Raw genomic sequence first — 18,219 nt, 5'->3', positions numbered from 1 at the left:
CTCGACGCCCTACTCCGACGCCAGATGGGCATACTGGTCCCTCAGCTCTCGCTTTAAAACCTTGCCGATCGCACTGCGAGGCAGGGCGGACAATATCTGAAGAGCGTGTAGACGCTGCATCTTGCCGACCCGCTCATTGGCCCAAATGCGAAGATCCTCAGCGTCGATCACGGTGCCGGCGTTCAGCACCACGAGAGCTATCGGCGTCTCGCCCCATCGATTCGAGGGCACGCCGACCACCGCCGCCTCGGCCACCGCCTCGTGAGATGTCAGCACCGCCTCCAGGTCCGACGGGTAGATGTTGAATCCGCCGGAGATGATCATGTCCTTGCGGCGGTCCATCAGGATCAAAAAGCCATCTTCGTCGAGACGACCGACATCGCCCGTGCGAATGAACCGCTTGCCGGTTGCGTCGCGCCATTCGACCTCGGCTGTCTTGCCTGGCTGGTTATGGTAGCCATTCATCATCGACGGCGAGTGGCCGACCACCTCGCCGATCGCGCCAACCGGAACCTCGCGGCCCTCCTCGTCGATTAAACGGATGTCGGCGTCCGGCACGGGCCGGCCTACCGTGTGCAGCTTGTCAGGGTGTTCGTGGGCGGCCAGGACAAAGCCAGCGCCGCCTTCGGTCATCCCGTAGAATTCCATGAGGCCACCTGGCCAGCGCTTCAGGACCTCTGCCTTCACCGCCGCTGAGAAGGGGGCGCTGGTCGAGAACTTCATTTGGAAGCTGGAGAGGTCGTAGCGATCGAAATCCGGATGTTCCATCAATCGCCGGTACTGAACCGGTACAAGCATTGTGTGGGTGGCTCGGTGTGACTGAGCCTGTTCAAGGAAGCGGACCACCTCGAACTTATCCATCAGTACCACGGTCCCACCGCCGGCCAGAGCTGGGATCAGGCTCACCAGTGTAGTGTTCGAGTAGAGCGGGATGGAGATCAGGGTTACCGCGTTGGGGCCATAGCCCAAGCCGATTCCACGGCGGATATGCTGCCACCGAATGGCGTGCGAGTGGACAATGCCCTTCGGGGCGCCCGTGGTGCCTGAGGAATAGATGATGTTGAACGGCCAATCGGGCTGAATCTCCACCGGGTCCGGGCGTGTCCCGGCCGGAGGCAGCCACGCTTCGAAGGCCTCGCCGGCGGCGGAGCCATCGAGAGCGATATGCCGCGCCGCAATCCTGTCTGGCACGCGAACCAGCGACTGGGCAACCATGTGGTCGAGGAACAACAGGCACGCACCGCTGTCGGCGATCATGGTGGCGAGGCTCGCCGGTGTGGAGGAGGGAGCTAAGGGCGCGACCGCAACGCCAGCGCGAAGCGCACCCATGAAGACCGCCACATATTCGGCCGAGCTCGAGGCGCAGACTGCGACCACGTCCTGGGGCTTGACGGCATTGCGCTGCAGGCCGGCCGCTACTCGGTCGATCAAGGCGTCAAGTTCACTACATGTCAACTGTCGCTCGCCATGGACGAGAGCGACGTGGTCCGGCCGGACCGCGGCTTGCCGGCCGATCATGGCTGGCAAGGTCCCGAAGTCCTGGGCAACCATGTCGGCTATGGCGTGGGCTTCGAACATGAGTTGGTTCCTTGTGAGGTAGTCAGCTGCTAGATATCGAGGCTCAGTTGCTTCACACGTCGCAAGATTCGATGCTATGGGGTCACTTGGGTTACCTGCCATCGCGATCGACGTGGGCACGTCATCAGCCCGATCGGCCCGGTTCTCGCGGTGAGTTGTACATTGTCGTGGTGGGTCAATCTTGTGTTAAAACAGTGATTGCCTGGCTGGAGAGCACACCGCCATTGCCCTGGGCAATCGCGGTGCGCGCGTCGGTTACCTGGCGGTCACCGCACTCGCCGCGCAATTGGCGCACCGCCTCGACGATGGTGAAGAGCCCGTACATGCCTGGATGCACACACGAAAGGCCGCCGCCATTGGTGTTCACCGGCAGGCTGCCCCCTGGAGCGATCGCTCCACCAGCCACGAAGCGCCCCCCTTCGCCCTTGGGGCAAAAGCCGAGATCCTCCAGGAACAGGATCGTGTTGATGGTGAAGGCGTCATAGAGTTCCACGACGTCAATCTCGCGTGGGCTCAAGCCAGCCTGCGCGAGGGCGCGTGGACCGCATTCGGCCAGCGCAGTCGTCAACAGGTCCGGCATCGCCGATATGTGCGAGTGTGTGGTCATGCTGGCGGCTCCCCGGACCCAGACAGGGACCTTGGGGCGATCGCGGGCGCGGTCGGCGCGTGTCATGACCACGGCCGCCGCGCGCGCGTCGGTGACGAGACAGCAATCAAGCTTGGCGAAGGGGTCACTGATCATACGCGATCCGAGGTACTCGTCCATCGTCAAAGGATCACGCATGGCCGCAGCCGGATTGAGCTGCGCCCACGCCCGCGCCGCGATGGCGACCTCCCCCAGTTGTTCCTTTGTGGTGCCGAACTCGTGCATATGGCGAGCGGCGGCCATCGCATACGCCGAGATTGGCATGAGCGGACCGTAGGGCGCCTCATACGGGAAGGGCTGCGAAGTCTTGGCGAGCTTGCCAGTAGTCGAGCCCTGATTGCTGCCATAGGCGATCAGGGCGCAATCGATCAGCCCAGCATCAAGCAGCCAAGCCGCACGTTCGACGTAGCTCTCAAAGACATTTCCTCCAGTGCGGCTGTTGTCGGCGACTTTAGGCTGAATGCCGCAGTATTGAGCGAAGGTCGTGCCGCCGCGAAGAAGGTGTCAGTCGAGGTGGTGACGAAAACGCCATCCACGTCGGCAAAGCTCAGACCTGCCTCAGCCAGAGCATCGCGCGCCGCGATGGCCGCCATGTCATAGGGCGTGTAGCCTGGGCAGTGGCCCTCACCGAACGTCGCCGCGCCGACGATCGCGGTCCGTGCAGTAGGAAAGGCGCTCATCAGGCTTTCTCCTGCTGAGGGGCGAAAACCACCAGGTGCCCCTCTTCGTGCGGAACGATCCGGGCCTCGACGGCCATACCGATCCGAACGGAATGGGCATCGATGCCTTCGACGCGGCTCATCATGCGGACGCCTTCTTCCAAATCTATAAGCGCGACATTGACGTCGGATTCGGGCGGGCGCTTGCGAACCACAGTCGTGGAATAGACGACACCACGCCCGCTGGCCCCAACCCATTCCAACTCTTCGCCGGTGACCGGTGCGACGGCACGAGGGAAAAAGACCATCTTACCGGTGCTTACACCCCGCTGGATCATGAAGCGGCCGGCCGCAAGGTGGTTCTGGTACTCTATGTCCGGACCTTTCGTCGGAGACCTGTCGCTCGTGGTGTCTGTCATTTATGTGCCTGTTAGTAGTTCCGTTGCTGAGGCTGAAATCGGTGTACGGTGCCAACAGTGTCCCTAAGTGTCTTAGAAGCTTTGCCTCTGTTGGCTCCGAGAAATGCGCGTGAGATGCGTTGCATTTGCGATCGATTATAGCGGCCCACGTAGGCCGATTTTCTGCGCATTATAGGGTATCAGCCCTGAAAATCTGCGCAGGATGGCGGTCAAAACGCCAAACCCAGTCATCAAGAAATTCATCGGGTACGCCACCGGCCAACCTGCTCATCGTTTTATGAGTCACTCCTAAATGACTTTGCGACACCCCTTCAGGTTCACAGGACATTCTGGCTGCTCCTTTTGCCCATCCGGGGACATTAGCGCCAGACGAGATTTTGTTGCCGGCGAGGCTAACTCCCTAGCGGAGGCAACCTGCACCTCAGTTTAATCGAAAAACAGTCCAGAAATCGGGGGAAATTTTCATATTAGGACGATCTCGCTCACGGTCACACGCTCAAGCACATGTATTTGACCTCCGTGTAGTCATCGAGGCCGTATTTCGATCCCTCTCGCCCCAAGCCAGACTGCTTGATACCGCCAAAGGGCGCGACTTCGGTGGAAATCAGTCCGGTGTTGATGCCCACCATTCCGTATTCAAGCGCTTCCGCCACACGGAATATCTTCGCGACGTCCTTGGAGAAGAAATAGGATGCAAGCCCAAACTCGGTGTTATTCGCCGATTCGATAACGTCTTCTTCAGTCTCGAACTTGAACAGTGGGGCAACCGGACCGAAGGTTTCCTCTGTGGAGACGAGCATATCTGTCGTGACCCCAGTCAAGATCGTAGGCTCAAAGAACAACCCGCCCTGGCTGGCCGGGTTACCACCGATCTCGACCTTCGCGCCTTTGCCGACAGCGTCGCTGACATGCTCCTGCACCTTGTTGAGTGCATTTTGATCGATCAGCGGTCCGGTCGTCACGCCTTCGGCGAAGCCGTCGCCGACTTTCATCTGCCGAACTCGGTCCGCAAGCTTGCTGGCGAATGCGTCGTAAATGCCGGCCTGCACGTAAAGGCGATTGGCACAGACACAGGTCTGACCGGCATTGCGGTACTTGGAGATCATGGCTCCTTCAACCGCGGCGTCGAGGTCTGCATCATCGAAGACGATGAACGGCGCGTTGCCGCCGAGTTCGAGCCCAAGCTTCATGATCTGGTCCGCGCCCTGCCGCATGAGTATTTTCCCGACGTTGGTCGAGCCGGTGAAGGTGACCTTGCGAATCTTGTCGTTCGCGCAGAACTCCTTGCCGATTTCGGAGGAAGCGGTGGAGGTTAGGACCGAAAACAGGCCTGATGGCAGCCCGGCACGTTCTGCCAGAACAGCAAGCGCTAGCGCAGACAGAGGGGTCTGCGCGGCTGGCTTCGATACGATGCTGCAGCCCGCCGCCAGCGCTGGAGCCATCTTGCGAGCGAGCATGGCGTTGGGGAAGTTCCAGGGTGTGATGGCACCGACCACGCCGACCGGCTGTTTGATCACAATGATGCGTTTGTCCGGCTGATGACCGGGGATGGTATCGCCATAGACACGCTTTGCCTCCTCGCCGAACCATTCGACATAAGAGGCACCGTAAAGGATCTCTCCCCTTGCCTCCGGCCAAGGCTTACCCATTTCCATCGTTAGAATGGTGGCCAGATCGTCGGCATTGGTCACCATGAGATCATAGAGCTTGCGCAGAATTGCCGCCCTCTCCTTGCCCGTGCGCTTTGCCCATGCCTTCTGGGCATCATGAGCGGCATCAATCGCTTTGATGGTCTCTTGCCTGCCAAGATCGGGTAGCGTGGCGACGACGTCCCCCTTCGAGGGGTTAGTGACGTCAAAGGTGGCGCCTGTCGAACTCGCGGCTACCCAGTCCGAGCCGACCAAGGCCTTTCCGGTCGCGAGCGACGGGTCTTTCAGTTTGCTTATGAGCGCGTCGGAAATCATGTCTGCCTCTCAGTGTTGGTCGCGATCGTCGCGCCATGAATCACCATGCCACAACCCTCAAGGAGCTCTTCCAAGGTGAGGCCGACCTTATTGCCAATGGGGTCAGCGCGGTGATGATGCCCGCACCCGGATCATCGGCCGGGACGGCGACTTCAGCGCCTCGATCTTTCCGTTCGATCAATGAGGACCGGATCGGTAAAGGTCACCAATGTCGATGCCAAGGCCGTCCCCCCAAATGTTATGTGTTATAACAAACATGGAATCATCTCGTCAAGAAGGCTCTTGGACTCAGAGCGAACTTGCGATGGCCTTTCGCAGGACGGTCGAACCGTCGCTGATGTCCTGCTGGATTGCTGCACGCAATCTCTGCGCATCCGCATTGCGAATCGCTTCCATGGCTTCTTGGTGATTGCGAATTCCCGTCCGCCCTGCCATGAACTGCGGATAAAGCAGGTTCAGGGATGGCCCGATCAAAAGCCAGCAGTTGCGTATCATTGAGAGAAGGATCGGCGCTTGGGCTTTGTTGTAGATCAGGAAGTGGAAGCTCCGGTTGTTTGCTAGGATTTCGCGGTAGTCGCGTTGGTCGTAGGCCTCGTTGATCCGCAATTGGAGCATTTCCAGTTCACCGAGATCTTGTTTTGTCAGGCTCGGCCCTGCTAGTTCCGCAGCCATTCCCTCAAGGCAAATCCGGATACGCGTGATTTCCTCGAGCCTTGCGGGCATCAGATGCGGGATCTTCATTGTCCGGGCATTCGGCATTTCCACGACTGCGTCAGCCACCAGTCGCAACAAAGCTTCGCGGGCGGGCGTCGGGCTCACGCCAAGGGTGAACGCGATGTCACGCGTCGTCAGCTTGTTCCCGGGAAGGAAGACGCCCTCCATGATAGCCATACTGAGTTTTCCGTAGGCGGCTTCGGTCAGCGTCTCGCTGCGTTCAACGCGCGACATCTCCGGTGCTGCGGCCAGTACGTTCATAGGCACATAGACCTCATTCGTTTGCTGCCCGCCGTCCGGCATTCATAAATCTCACAATAGATGTTGCACACTGAAAAGCGAGGGGCTACCTCGTTCGGCAATATCGAGCATCACCTTCGTCGTCATGCCAGCCTCGGTTGTCTTGTGCGCCAAGAGAAGTAGCTCGGTTGCTCTTTCCTGGGCTCCATGAACGTCATCGATCTGACGAAAGATCATTCTGGAGAAAATTGTGAAGATAGTTGTCCAAGTCAAACGCGTTGTCGATTATGACGAACAATGAACTTGTCGGCGACATGACCGTAAAGGACGAGAGATTTTACGCCAGTGAGTAAGGAGGAGGCTATAGCGCGGCGATCTGGTGAGAACCCACCTTTTTGTTGCCGCGCAGAGGAGGCGATCATCCTTCCGCCGATGGTAAGCGGCAACGTACACGCAGCCGAGCGCGGGCACCAACCCAGAAATCGAGCCGAGCGCTCATCCTCGGGTCGCGCAAGCACAAGATCGTCGTCATCTTCGCAGCCGAGGTGGTTCGGGCCGCCGGGCGAGCTATGCGACCGCGAAGCGGGCCGCCGCCAGCGCGTAGATCGCGGCGGCCTCCTGAAAATGCGCCATCTCCATCGCTTCATGCGGGTTGTGACTGCCATTTTGGTTGCGCACCAGCACCATCGCGGCCGGGATCCCGCTCTTAGCGAAGACCTGGGCATCGTGCCCGCCGACTGGGAAGGAGAGTGCCTCCAGGTCAAGGTCCTTCGCCGCCCGCGCAAGGTCCGACCGCAGGCCCGCGTCGAGCGCTTGAGGCGAGCTGCCAGTCCGGAAGCCAATCTCGAACCGCACCCTGCGGTCCTCGGCGACCGTATTGAGAAGACGCTCCAGTTCCGCGACCCCGCGCGCGATCTCGGCGGCGTCGGTGCTGCTGTAGTTGAACGAAAAGCTGCACGCGCCAGGGACCACCGTCATCGCCTCCTGCCCGGGATCGGTGTGGATCTTGCCAACGGTCAACAGCGCGTCGCTGCCCGATTTGGCGCGGCGCGCCTTCCACCACTTTTCGAACCGGTGCAACACCTCGACCGTCGCGAGGACCGCGTCGTAGCGCTGACCGAAGGGTGCTCCGGAGGCATGGGCATGGACGCCGGTGCAGGTGACGCGTGGCAGGCGGACATTGCCGCGGATCGCGGTCGGGATAGCGGCGGAGATCCCGGCGTCCTCGCACACCGGCCCCTGCTCGATGTGCAGTTCCATATAGCGTGCGGTGTTTGTCGCATTGATCCGCGGAGTTCCGGCGACGGCGCGCACTGCCTCCGGGTCGTAACCCAGCGCCGCGATGTGCTCTGGTAGGGTTTTGCCGGTATCGACGCGGCGCAGTGCTTTCATTTCCTCCCAGCCCAGATCGCCACAGGTGAACCGGCTGCCGATGTACGCGATCCCGTACCAGGGACTTTCCTCGCCGCGCATCCCGATTAGCGTGACGTCGCGCTCCGGCGTCACGCCCGCGTCGACCATTGCGGCAAGGGTACCAAGCGCGGCCAGAACGCCGGCGTAGCCGTCATAGTGCCCGCCCCGGTTCACACTGTCGAAATGCGATCCGATCAGTAGTTGCGGCAGATCCCGCTGGGCTCCGGGAAGCGTGGCGAAGAGCTGCCCGACCTCGTCGCGCACAACTTCGAGCCCCAGTTCGGCGCAGACCTCGGCGATCCGCTCCAGCCCCTGCTCCTCGACCTCGCCCCAGGACGGCCGGGTGATCCCCTCGACATCGCGCGAGGTCTCTCGGTACCAGTCCATCAGCGCGGCAATCCAGTCGGCGCGCGCGGCGAGCGCCCTGGTCAGGCGGGTTTCCGTTTCGGTCAGCATCGGTGTCTCTCCTGATCTAGTGGCCCTGCTCGTGCCACGCAACGAGATGTCGCGGTCAAGATTGCCGGTGGAAGGCCTTGAGAATGTCGCCCAGCGCCTGCGCCGTCTCGGACATGCGCGGCACCATGGCTTCGAGCGAGGCACGGTCGTGCCGGCTCGCCTGTGTGCTGACCGACAGCGCATAGGGGACCGATTTGTCCGGCGCGAAGATCGGGACCGAGATGGCGTGCATGTTGAGGTCCACCTCGCCCTCGACGATTGAGTAGCGCTGCGCCCGCACCGTCTCGATGATCTCGCGGATCCGAGCCCTGTCGGTCAAGGTGTTAACGGTCAACGCGTCGTAACGGCTGGCCTCCAGAACCGCATCTCGCTGGATCTCCCCCATGAAGGCCAGCAGGACCCGTCCCTGCGAGGTGTGAACAGAAGGCAGCCTCACCCCGGTGTTGAGGCTAATCGACATGATCCGCCGCACCACCGCGCGGGCCAGAAGCACGATATCCGGAAAATCTATCATCGCAATCGAACAGCATTCGTCCAGATCGGTCATGAGCCGGTCCAGTTCGGGTTGCGCAATCTCCAGCCAGCCCTGGGTGCACAGGTAGGCGTACCCGAGACGCAGGACCCGGGGTTTCAGCGAAAAGCGCCGTCCGTCCGCCTGGGCATAGCCGAGTTCCGCAAGCGTGAGCAGGATGCGCCGCGCCGCCGCCTTGGTGATCCCGAGCCGGTCCGCCACCTCGGACTGCGTGAGATAACGCGACGGTTCCCCAAACAATTCGATCACAGACAGGCCCTTGGCCAGGGTCGAAAGAAAATCCCGCTCGGGAAGCTTGTCGTTGGGCATCGAGCATACCTTTTCGCGAACTGCGGATTTTAAGGCGATAGCCGTGTAAAGTTAAAGCGGCGGGGACGGAACCATTTCAGGCAGGCGGCCCACGTCGTCCCCCCTCATGAAGAACTGTGCCACTTCCATTGAATGGCTGGGTCGCCCGGGCGGATGTCGCGCCGTCTCGCCCTGGGCGATTATTGCCACGTGCATCACCCGCTTTTCGAGATCGGTCCAAGGTTGGCAGCCGATCTTGTCCATGATGCCGGCCGACATCGGTGCCCCATTACCCTGCGTGACCTGCTCCACCATCTCGCCGGCGAAGCTGTCGATCTACCGTTCATGGTTCGCAGGGTCCTGGTATTCGGCAACGTAGTAGCCACAGCCCATCACCACTGCCGCCCCGGTATCTAGGGCGATCTCGCCCATGCCCTGAGTTCGACCATCGCGACACCCTCAACCTGGTCATCCAGTCCACCTCGTGCTTGACGGGGGAATGATGTCGCACAGCAGATGTTCGTGCATCAGCATCGGCCCGAGCGCCTCCGGCGCGATGTTCCGAGGAGGGTTTTGGATCTGTCCCTGGCGGCTTGGGTCATTCCGGTCTCGCGTGAAGGCTTGGCTTGGGCGGAGTCGGTGGCAGCCAGTCCCGAGCTGCCGCCGCTGTGAACTCAGGTCAAAAGACCCTTCCGCAGGTGGACGAAGCTGCTCACGGCGTCGGCGATCCGGTCCATCTCGGCAGGGCCCATCGGCAGCGACAGGTTGATCATGCCACGCCGAGCAAGCCAGATCCCTTGGTCCACCATGTCGAAGAAAAAGAGCGCTTTGAGCCGCTGGTCGACTGCGCGGGTCTGGGAGTAGGTGTCCAGCGGCCCGGCCATGGGATGGGCCGTCAGCAGGGAGCCGAGCCCGCTGAACAGGAAGGCCACGCCAGCCTCCCGGCAGATCCTGTTCAGGCGGTCGCGCAGCCCATCGCCGCGCGCGTTGTGGGCGCCGACGACATCGGGCGTGTAGACCTTGGTCATCGCAGTAAGGCCCGCAGTCATGGTCATGACATTGTTGTTGAAGGTGCCCGCGTGCATCAGAGCTCCGGGGGCGGACGGGTCGAGTCGAGCCATCAGGTCGGCGCGCCCGCCGAAAGCGCCAAAGCTCATCCCGCCGCCGACATACTTGCCCAGGGTCATCAGATCAGGGGTGATTCCGTGCTTTTCCTGAAGCCCGCCGGGCGCCAGGCGCGATGTCATCACCTCGTCGAAGATCAGCAACGCGCCGGTACGGCCGGCCAGGTCGCGCAGAGCCGCGAGGAAGTCGCGCGTCGCGGGAATGCAGCCGCCCGATCCCATCATCGGCTCGACGATGATCGCCGCCAAGTCATCGTCGATGTCGCGTGCGGCCTCCTCGGCGGTTTCGATCCGGTTGTAGCAGAACTTCACGACATCGAAGGGCGCGTTCAGCGGGTTATCGACCGCGAAGGTCAACATGCTGCCATGATAGGCACCGTCGGCGACCATGATCTTTCCGCGCTTGGTGAGGGTCCGGGCGAGGCTCAGCGCCAGCAGGTTCGCCTCCGTCCCAGAATTGGTGAACCGCACACGGTCGAGCGCAGGAAACCGGGCGCAGAGAACGGCGGCAAACTCCGCCTCGGTCCGGGTATGGCCGCCCAGCACCAGCCCGCCGTCAAGCGCCGCGTCGAGCGCCTGCCGGATCACCGGATTGGAATGGCCGAACAGCCCGGCGGTATATTCCCCCAGCGCATCCAGATACCGCTTTCCGTCAAGCGAGATGACGTAGCAGCCGTCGCCGCCACTCAAGGCCATCGGGAATGGCTCGTGGTAAAGCACACTGCGGGTGTTGCCGCCGGGCAGGACCGCCGAGGCGGCCTGGTGCTGGGCAAGGCTTGCCGGGTTCTTCTGTTCGAAACGGGCAATCGCCTCGCTCAGTGACGTGTCGATGCTGCTGTTCTGTATCGTCATTCTCTTGGAGGCCCTGCTTATGAAGGGGGTGGGCAGACTCTACCCACGTTGGTTGTAACGGCGTCCGGGGGGCGTCAGGTCTGCTAGGGATATTCCAGTAGACCCGGGTGCCGGTCACGAGTCCCGTGACGCAGGTCTTGTTGAAAGCGATCGGGCGGTAGAACTGGCGACTGCGGTATAGGCACGACCTCGAAGTCCCGCTGTTGATCGCGTCCATGATCTTTGGCCCTCGGCGCATGTGGGCGATCGGGTTCGTGATTGAGTTGCCGCCCCACCGGTCGAGAGAATGTTTCAGCCCTCCTTGTTCTTCTTCACGCTGTCCTTGATCGACCGGCGCTGCACCAGCGTGCTCCCAAGCCTATCGCCTCCAGGCTCGCTTTTCGGCAGCTCCGGCTAATCCTGAAAAGTGCGCATTTCGCACTAAAAACCGTATTGCGAACAATAGTTGCGGTAAACAGTCGTGTAAAGCGAGATTCGCAATTGCCCACGTATTTCGTACAACTTACAAGCGGTTCCGCGGCGTGGGCGTGCCTCCGCTTTCCATCCTGGCCGGCTCTGCTCTCCATCTCGATCGGGGACGCCACTCCGTTTTCGATGCTGAGTGGATCCTCGATTGCCAGTGTTTGGGAGGTGCCTTGGCGCACCGCTTACCGCCAGTGTGACGGCGATGCGTAAGTTCGTGCCGGTGATGATGAACGCGGCTTTGACAGGTCGCTTACTGTGGGCACGATCGCTGCTGCTGGGTCCATTAGGTCGCTGATCCCGCCGTCGAGCGCGCTGTTTCTTTGCGCGGTCATCGCCGAGGTGCCGCTCAGCAAGCTCTTCATCGGAGCGGTCGGCCCAGGCCTGATCACCGCGTTGGCGCGATGATTCTGATCCAGATTCGCCGCAATCCGCGCTCGCTCGGCCCGCGACATCAGACTCGCCGCCAACTTAATCTTCCAGATCGGCGTGGGCGCCGCGATGCTGGCACGCTATTTCGACTTCGCGGGCCTGCCCGATTACGTGCACGGCCTGATGGACGGTGCCGGCTCGTACCGGTGGGGTAAATGCCGCTGGTCGCGGTGCTCTACAGGTGCTCGTTCCTCGACCTGATAGGGATCATGCTGCTGACACGGCCGGTGGTGCTCGCACATTTCATATCTAAATCGCGGGAAGTACCTTAGCACGGCACTCCCCGAAGCCGATTGAGACGTAACCGTTGCGAACGCCGTGCGCCCTCAGAATTATTTCGTCACCATCCTCGATAAAACTTCTCTCTTCACCGTTTGCAAGCGAGATCGGATTCTTTCCGCCGCCCGAAATCTCCAACATGCTACCATAGCTCGTCCGGTCGACGCCTGAGATGGTTCCTGTTCCCAGTATGTCACCCGGCCGGAGGTTGCAGCCATTGCTGGTATGATGTGCGATCATTTGCGCTACGCTCCAATACATGTGACAAGTGTGGGAAAGCGTCAGCCTCTGCGGCGCCAATTGTTGCTCTCGCATACGGGCGGTGAGCAGCAAGACCTCAAGCTTCAGATCCAGTCCTCCCTCACGCTGATCCGTCGCACTCGCGAGATATGGCAGCACCGCAGGATCGGACTCCCCCCGGGGGGTCTGCGGCATCCGAAACGGCGCTAGTGCTTCAGGCGTGACAAGCCATGGGGATAGCGTGGTAGCAAAGCTTTTGCCGAGAAACGGGCCCAGCGGCTGATATTCCCACGCCTGAATGTCACGGGCCGACCAATCGTTTAGAAGACAATATCCGGCGACGTGCTCAGCGGCTTTCGCTATCTTGATCGGCTGCCCAAGCGAATTGCCGGGGCCCATCCACACACCAAGCTCCAACTCGTAATCAAGCCTTTGGCTCGGCCCAAACTGTGGCTCGAGCGCCTCGGGCTGCTTTAGCTGCCCCTTCGGCCTTCGCACGGCTGCTCCTGATGGACAGATCGACGATGCTCGCCCATGATAACCTATAGGGATGTGCTTGTAGTTTGGCAGCAGAGGATTGTCTGGTCGGAACTGGTTACCAACATTGGTGGCGTGGTGGATTCCGACATAGAAGTCTGTATAGTCACCGATGATCGCCGGCAGGTGCATCGTGCAATTGTCGGCGTCGTGCAGGCATGACTCCGCCCTGTCCTGCTCGGACGCGCCTCGCGCCAACAGCTCGGACATACGGACTCGCAGAGCTTGTCGCGGACCTTCCCCGAGTGCCATAAAACTGTTCAAGGTCTCCCCTGAGACGGCCTCTTCAAGCTTGGAACACTGACCTTTGAACAGACCGACAGCAACGGCCTTTCGAAGGTCGAAGACCTGATTGCCAATGGCTACACTGATACGGGGAGAGCCATTGTTGGAGCTAACCACTCCCAGCGGCAGGTTTTGAATCGGAAAGTCTAGATGACCGTTTGCCGAGTGCACCCAGCTCTCAAGTTTTGGATTATGTGTTTGATCAAGTCGCGTCACAACCTTACCTGTCTCGGAAAAATGGTCGATCTCGTTTTGAATCTGGCCAGCGTCTCGTCTAGAAGTCTTACCGTTCAACACCACAAATGTTGACAGATATGGGGCTTGGCCAGCAGGCTCCTATTGCTAGTCTTCAAGTTCTCTCTTGGCCATGCTGATGATCGCTGCTCAGTTCCCGGCGACCTTCTGCCTGGCGAGCCAAGAACGTCTTGAGGCGTTCTCGAACGGCCTCGGCACGCTCCTCCGTCCACTCATAGAAACCCTTTCCGGTCTTCATGCCGAGATGGCCGGCGGCCACGAGTTGCTGAAGATAGGGATGTGGCCCTTGCGTCACATCCAGGTCTGGAATGACAACATTATGGATGTCCAGTGTAAGATTGAGTCCAACCATGTCGGACTGTTCGAGTGTTCCGATTACGCCAAGTCTCGACCCAAAGCCGAGTTTGATCACGCGATCAACTGTCTCGGCATCGCAAATACCATTGGCGACAAGCGCGATTGCCTCGCGCTTCAGTGCGTGTTGTAGCCGGTTTCCGATGAAACCGGGAATGTCTCGCCGAACGAGCACCGGCTCCTGTCCCACAGAGGTTAGGAGCTGCATGATGCGGTCGCGCTCAAGATGACCCGTCTCGGGAATTTCCACCACCTCGACTAAGGGAACGAGATATGGGGGGTTCCAGAAATGCATACCCATGACCCGCCGCTTGTCGGTGACCGGTACTGCGATTTGCGAAATCGGAATGACGGAAGTGTTCGACGCCAGGATCGCCTCTCCGGGGGCCCTTTTCTCAAAGACGCTGAAGATCGACTGCTTGACCTCAAGCTTCTCGGCAGCTGCTTCGATCACAAGGTCCGCTTGTCCCACAGCTTGGCCAAGGTCGGTAGTCGTCCTTATTCGCCGAGAGGTTTCAGGGTCGTTGCCGAGGAGGTCGCCTATTCGCGCGATAGTTTCTGGCATTCTATCCAGAGCCGCAATCGAGATATCTTGAACGGTTACGCTATAGTATCGCGCAGCGAAAATCTGCGCGATCCCCAATCCCATGAGCCCTGCTCCGACGACAGTGACGTTTTTCATGTTTCAGTTCCTTTAGGACCGGGTCATACCCTACGGTGCCGTCGCTTTTTCGTGAAACATCCGAGGAACGGTGCCTGTTAGGGGGAGTTCGGCAGGGCCTGCGGTTTCGGCCTAGGCAATTCCCCGAGCGAGCACCTCACGCCAGACCTCAAATATCTTGAGCAGTCACTCAAACCCAAGCTGCGACTCCATTGGGAGCTATGATCCCATGTTCAGCAGACATTCGCGTCAGTTCCAGGGAGACATGAGCCTCGGTCGCCGTCCCCAGCGCGCTCACACGAACGCCGTCTCAACGATTTGAGGTACAATTCTGCAAGGATGAGCCTTCTCGTAGGAATGGGCCAAGCTGAGCAAGTAAGCTTCACTCCACATCCTACCCACAAAGATCAAACTGAACGGAGACCCGTTAGGATAACGACCGGCGGGAACAGTCACGCCAGGAAGACCTGCAATGTTAATTTCTGAGACGGTAGTCGCTGGATATCTCGACCCGTCGAATACGCCGGGTATTTCTGCCAAGGATTGTGGGAAGGCAAGCGCCATGAGGTTGTGCCGATTCATGATGGCTTCAAAGGTGTTGAGATATTGGAGCCGGACCGCGAGGAACCCGCTAAGATCAGGGGGTTGCGTCGGATCCTCGAGCGATTTGCGGGCAATAGGCTCTGATTCGACATACCTGCCCAGAACGCCCCCCGCTGCAAAGGGATCTTCGGAAATCAGGTTCTTCAGGCCTGCAAGCGAATTCGCCGCCGAGGAGCGCCCGAGGCGGCGCAAGTAATTCTCGAAATCGTACACCACCGACTCGAGACCTCGATTGTCGTCTCCATGGATCTTCACGGCTATGTCGGCGAACTCGGAGTGAGCGAATGGATCCTCGATGAGCGCCGCGCCAGCGGTCCGTAAGTTGGTTTTGGCCACGTTGTAGAGGGCTGTAGTCTCGTCGGATAGCGCCTGCTTCCGCCAGCCAGCGCCGTAGAGGCCCAGACGCGCGCCCACGAGCGCGTCACTGTCCAGGGCGGCGGCGTAGCCTCCAACTGGAAGCCTACCGATCGAAGCCACGGTCTTAGGATCTTCCACTGTATAACCCGCGAGTGCATCAAGCAGAATCGCTGCGTCAACCGCGTTTCTGGCATGTGGTCCCACGACGTCGCGCGTCGATCCGGCGAGGGGCGCGACGCCTGTGTTGGGAATTAGGCCGAATGTCGGCTTGACGCTGACGAGACTCTGCGCTGCGGCCGGGTTCTGGATTGATCCCCCAGTCTCCGTTGCAATACCGACTACCGCGAAGCTCGCGGCAACAGCCGTCGCAGTTCCGCTCGAACTTGCCCCGGGCGCAAGGGAACGATCGACCGCATTGTAAGTCGGCCCATAACAACTTGAAGTGGCGCGCGTGTCATCGTAGCTGAACGCCGGGATATTAGTCTTGCCGAGTATGATGGCCCCCGCCGCCCGCAATCGGGCAACGACGGGCGCGTCGTTCTCTGGCATCAAATCGATTCCACCGACCTTGCTCGACAAAGGCGCCCAGCCGATCGTCGACGGCAATCCGACAATGTCAATAGCCTCCTTCACCACCACGGGAATGCCAGCGAGGGGGCCAAGCGCCTCGCCCGCAGCCCTGCGTGCGTCGATGGCCTTCGCGTCCTCAATGGCGGTGCGATTGAGTGAAGTGAACGCGTTGTAGTGTGGCTCGTATCGCTCGATGCGCGCCAGATGGGCGCGGGTGACGTCCTCTGCCGCAAAGCGACCTCCCGCGAATCCCTCCTGCAGCCGCGGGATCGAAAGCTCCACGATGTCGAGATCGGACCGAGCCCGTGTGTTCATGCCAATTCCTTCGCCAGTCGCCGGATCGATGATCAAAGAATACTCCTGCTCACGATAGTATCTCCAGAGTAATTCACCTCCGAGAGGTTGTAATGTCCCATTCAGTCCATGTGGATATGCCCCTAGCAGTATACATGTGAGAACAGGCGGCAGCCGTCGAGGAAGACCTCCCTGTTCATCCCGACGCGTCGCGGGTGAACGTCTGTACGTAACTTAGCTTCTATACTGCAGCTGGATAGTCTCGAACGCGGGGCTTATGGGTTGGACATTTAGCATGCTACTCATGCAGTGACAGTCACCGCAGACCGAGGACTTAAGGTTTCTGGCGCGTGCTCAAGAAGCGGTCGAAGACGTTCCGAGTGATCCGTTCGACATAAAAGTCTTTTTCAATCAGCCCGTTTACCCATTCACAGGTGCCGGCACAGAACACTTCCCCGCAGCCCCTCTCGAAAGAAACTATCATCCCGCTCCCGCGCGAATGCCGCTCGACCGCGGCCGCACTGTCATCACCTTCCAGTATCGCGGCGGTGAACCGTGCATCGGCGTCGGACAGCGAATGATAGCAAGCGTGCTCATCTAGGCCGAACTCGGCTTTTGTTGCCCAGTTCATGGCAATAATTTCTAAACCTTGCGGCGCTCCATCGGTGCCTCGAGGTACCGGCAGACCATCGACGAACTCATAATCCAGACCATCTACCTCAAAGGAGAAGATACTGGCCTCGTCGCCAAACATGTCGCCATACCCAAGACCCGTGTTTGCCAGGCACCAATGCTTGTGTCGAAACACATTGAAACCGCGCGACGAGCGAGGCGCCATGGAATATATTCCGGCGTACATTCCCCGAAGTGCGTTCACTCCAAAAGTCTCCGCGCCAGGGTAACCAACGATCGGATCCTCCCAGGCCCCTGTCATAAGCGCGGGATTCACATCGCGAAACTGATCGCGCTCGCGCGCCAAGTACTTGTAGCACGTCTGGCTCTTACGATCGTTAGAAAGCCTGATTTGCCAAGTGAAGTTGCCTGCGAAACGGGCTATCTTTCCTCCACTTTCCACCCAGGCATCGATCGTCTCCCGCATCTTTCGCGACCAATATTCATCATGGCCGACGAACGCCAAGCACGCATATCCTTCGATGCAGGCGGGGTTCGAATCGAGGTCGTCTTGAGGAATGATATGAACCCGATATCCGGCGTCTTCGGCCCACACCAGAAATGGTCGCTCGTATGTCGCCCAACCAGTGGAGGCGAAATATCGAGCATACCCGTTAGCATAGGCCCAGTTTTTGGCATCCTGATTAGGTGGCGCCGGTTGCCTGGGCCTTGCTTTAGCGATGTTGCGCGGTGCCCCTGGGGGCAGCCATACCTGTCCCCGCGCCCAAGGCCTCTGCGCCGACAGATTTGGGCATGCGCCCTGCGGGTAGTCCGGGTGCAGGCCGCGATAATGGCTGGCGCCGCCCCAATCGTTGTAAGCGTTCCAAGTGCACGTTGATGCGACTAAAAGTATCGTGTCGGAACGTTCTTCCCTTCGAGCGCGGACGAAAAAGATATGGTGCCCCAGCGGTGGCTCCGACGGCGACCCGCCAGGTTTGCGCATCTCGACGACATAGCCTCCTGGAGCGATTTCATCCCGCAAATCAATTGTGATCGACTGACGCCAATCGCAACCTACCTCGTATGCTCGCTCAGGGGCTGCCTGGAACGACGCACCGAACTTAGGCCACGACTGCAATAGCTCACGCTTTAATCCATCCTTATAAATGCTGACCGATAGCTGGGATACATTGGAAGAGATATAGAGCCTGACTGTTTCGCCCCCATTATAACTTCTCTTGTCGCTGTAACACCACGCGGCCGGTGGACCGTCTTCAGCAGGAACTTCAACCCAAGTACTCTTCGAAGCCTCTCCTGCGCCTGATATCGTGCGCGGAGGCCATGCACCAGCGGACGGTCGGACGCCAGGAGCTGCTTGTTCGGATTTTGTCAT

Annotated in this window: 14 protein-coding genes and 1 pseudogene; 1 reads left to right on the top strand and 14 read right to left on the bottom strand. The window is 59.9% G+C overall.

Features of this window, described 5'->3' with window-relative positions:
* Positions 1–9 precede the first annotated feature (9 nt).
* From FJW03_RS00075 to FJW03_RS00030, 10 genes are all read right to left on the bottom strand, one after another.
* Positions 10–1,518 (bottom strand): class I adenylate-forming enzyme family protein, encoded by a 1,509-nt coding sequence (locus FJW03_RS00075; protein WP_226890726.1) that lies wholly within the window; start codon positions 1,516–1,518, stop codon positions 10–12.
* A gap of 235 nt (positions 1,519–1,753) precedes the next feature.
* Positions 1,754–2,686: an acetyl-CoA acetyltransferase gene (locus FJW03_RS00070; RefSeq protein ID WP_226890725.1), complete on the bottom strand. Its 933-nt coding sequence runs from the start codon at positions 2,684–2,686 to the stop codon at positions 1,754–1,756.
* Positions 2,593–2,904 carry a hypothetical protein gene (locus FJW03_RS00065; RefSeq protein ID WP_226890529.1) on the bottom strand — a complete coding sequence of 104 codons (312 nt, stop codon included), beginning with the start codon at positions 2,902–2,904 and terminating at the stop codon, positions 2,593–2,595. The genes FJW03_RS00070 and FJW03_RS00065 overlap by 94 nt, the downstream gene beginning before the upstream one ends.
* Complete coding sequence (locus FJW03_RS00060; protein WP_226890528.1) at positions 2,904–3,302, bottom strand: Zn-ribbon domain-containing OB-fold protein; 399 nt, start codon at positions 3,300–3,302, stop codon at positions 2,904–2,906. The genes FJW03_RS00065 and FJW03_RS00060 overlap by 1 nt, the downstream gene beginning before the upstream one ends.
* A 488-nt stretch (positions 3,303–3,790) precedes the next feature.
* Positions 3,791–5,266 carry an NAD-dependent succinate-semialdehyde dehydrogenase gene (locus FJW03_RS00055; protein WP_140767203.1) on the bottom strand — a complete coding sequence of 492 codons (1,476 nt, stop codon included), beginning with the start codon at positions 5,264–5,266 and terminating at the stop codon, positions 3,791–3,793.
* A 288-nt stretch (positions 5,267–5,554) separates the two neighbouring features.
* Positions 5,555–6,283, bottom strand: a complete 729-nt coding sequence (locus FJW03_RS00050; RefSeq protein WP_140767204.1) for a GntR family transcriptional regulator — start codon at positions 6,281–6,283, stop codon at positions 5,555–5,557.
* Positions 6,284–6,787: 504 nt separating this feature from the next.
* Positions 6,788–8,089: a hydantoinase/carbamoylase family amidase gene (locus FJW03_RS00045; RefSeq protein ID WP_181173378.1), complete on the bottom strand. Its 1,302-nt coding sequence runs from the start codon at positions 8,087–8,089 to the stop codon at positions 6,788–6,790.
* Between the two features lie 55 nt (positions 8,090–8,144).
* Positions 8,145–8,930 (bottom strand): IclR family transcriptional regulator C-terminal domain-containing protein, encoded by a 786-nt coding sequence (locus FJW03_RS00040; RefSeq protein ID WP_140767206.1) that lies wholly within the window; start codon positions 8,928–8,930, stop codon positions 8,145–8,147.
* A gap of 51 nt (positions 8,931–8,981) precedes the next feature.
* Positions 8,982–9,188 (bottom strand): hypothetical protein, encoded by a 207-nt coding sequence (locus FJW03_RS00035; RefSeq protein WP_140767207.1) that lies wholly within the window; start codon positions 9,186–9,188, stop codon positions 8,982–8,984.
* A gap of 395 nt (positions 9,189–9,583) precedes the next feature.
* Complete coding sequence (locus FJW03_RS00030) at positions 9,584–10,885, bottom strand: aspartate aminotransferase family protein (RefSeq protein ID WP_140767208.1); 1,302 nt, start codon at positions 10,883–10,885, stop codon at positions 9,584–9,586.
* Between the two features lie 705 nt (positions 10,886–11,590).
* Between FJW03_RS00030 and FJW03_RS00025 the strand changes: the two are divergent.
* Positions 11,591–11,755: pseudogene (locus tag FJW03_RS00025) on the top strand (TRAP transporter large permease subunit); the annotation flags it as partial.
* 273 nt (positions 11,756–12,028) lie between these two features.
* Here the strand turns inward: FJW03_RS00025 and fahA are convergent.
* The 4 genes from fahA to FJW03_RS00005 all read right to left on the bottom strand — a co-directional run bounded on the left by fahA (position 12,029) and on the right by FJW03_RS00005 (position 18,219).
* On the bottom strand, positions 12,029–13,336 hold the full coding sequence (gene fahA, locus FJW03_RS00020; protein ID WP_140767214.1) for a fumarylacetoacetase: 1,308 nt from the start codon (positions 13,334–13,336) through the stop codon (positions 12,029–12,031).
* A 133-nt stretch (positions 13,337–13,469) separates the two neighbouring features.
* Positions 13,470–14,411, bottom strand: a complete 942-nt coding sequence (locus tag FJW03_RS00015) for a 3-hydroxyacyl-CoA dehydrogenase family protein (RefSeq protein WP_210240624.1) — start codon at positions 14,409–14,411, stop codon at positions 13,470–13,472.
* Between the two features lie 273 nt (positions 14,412–14,684).
* Positions 14,685–16,271, bottom strand: a complete 1,587-nt coding sequence (locus FJW03_RS00010; RefSeq protein ID WP_226890527.1) for an amidase — start codon at positions 16,269–16,271, stop codon at positions 14,685–14,687.
* 277 nt (positions 16,272–16,548) lie between these two features.
* A complete protein-coding gene (locus FJW03_RS00005) occupies positions 16,549–18,219 on the bottom strand; it encodes a N,N-dimethylformamidase beta subunit family domain-containing protein (protein WP_140767210.1) in 1,671 nt (556 codons plus the stop codon).

It is taken from the genome of Mesorhizobium sp. B4-1-4, assembly GCF_006439395.2.
Taxonomy (GTDB): Bacteria; Pseudomonadota; Alphaproteobacteria; order Rhizobiales; family Rhizobiaceae; genus Mesorhizobium.
This window is presented reverse-complemented; position numbering and strand designations above follow the sequence as displayed.

Bases quoted from the DNA above. Each gene is read 5' to 3' on its own strand.
- FJW03_RS00075 (WP_226890726.1), bottom strand. From the start codon at position 1,518: ATGATCGGCCGGCAAGCCGCGGTCCGGCCGGACCACGTCGCTCTCGTC.
- FJW03_RS00045 (WP_181173378.1), bottom strand. From the start codon at position 8,089: ATGCTGACCGAAACGGAAACCCGCCTGACCAGGGCGCTCGCCGCGCGC.
- FJW03_RS00030 (WP_140767208.1), bottom strand. From the start codon at position 10,885: ATGACGATACAGAACAGCAGCATCGACACGTCACTGAGCGAGGCGATT.
- FJW03_RS00035 (WP_140767207.1), bottom strand. From the start codon at position 9,188: ATGTCGGCCGGCATCATGGACAAGATCGGCTGCCAACCTTGGACCGAT.
- FJW03_RS00060 (WP_226890528.1), bottom strand. From the start codon at position 3,302: ATGACAGACACCACGAGCGACAGGTCTCCGACGAAAGGTCCGGACATA.
- FJW03_RS00015 (WP_210240624.1), bottom strand. From the start codon at position 14,411: ATGAAAAACGTCACTGTCGTCGGAGCAGGGCTCATGGGATTGGGGATC.
- FJW03_RS00065 (WP_226890529.1), bottom strand. From the start codon at position 2,904: ATGAGCGCCTTTCCTACTGCACGGACCGCGATCGTCGGCGCGGCGACG.
- FJW03_RS00040 (WP_140767206.1), bottom strand. From the start codon at position 8,930: ATGCCCAACGACAAGCTTCCCGAGCGGGATTTTCTTTCGACCCTGGCC.
- FJW03_RS00055 (WP_140767203.1), bottom strand. From the start codon at position 5,266: ATGATTTCCGACGCGCTCATAAGCAAACTGAAAGACCCGTCGCTCGCG.
- FJW03_RS00005 (WP_140767210.1), bottom strand. From the start codon at position 18,219: ATGACAAAATCCGAACAAGCAGCTCCTGGCGTCCGACCGTCCGCTGGT.
- FJW03_RS00050 (WP_140767204.1), bottom strand. From the start codon at position 6,283: ATGCCGGACGGCGGGCAGCAAACGAATGAGGTCTATGTGCCTATGAAC.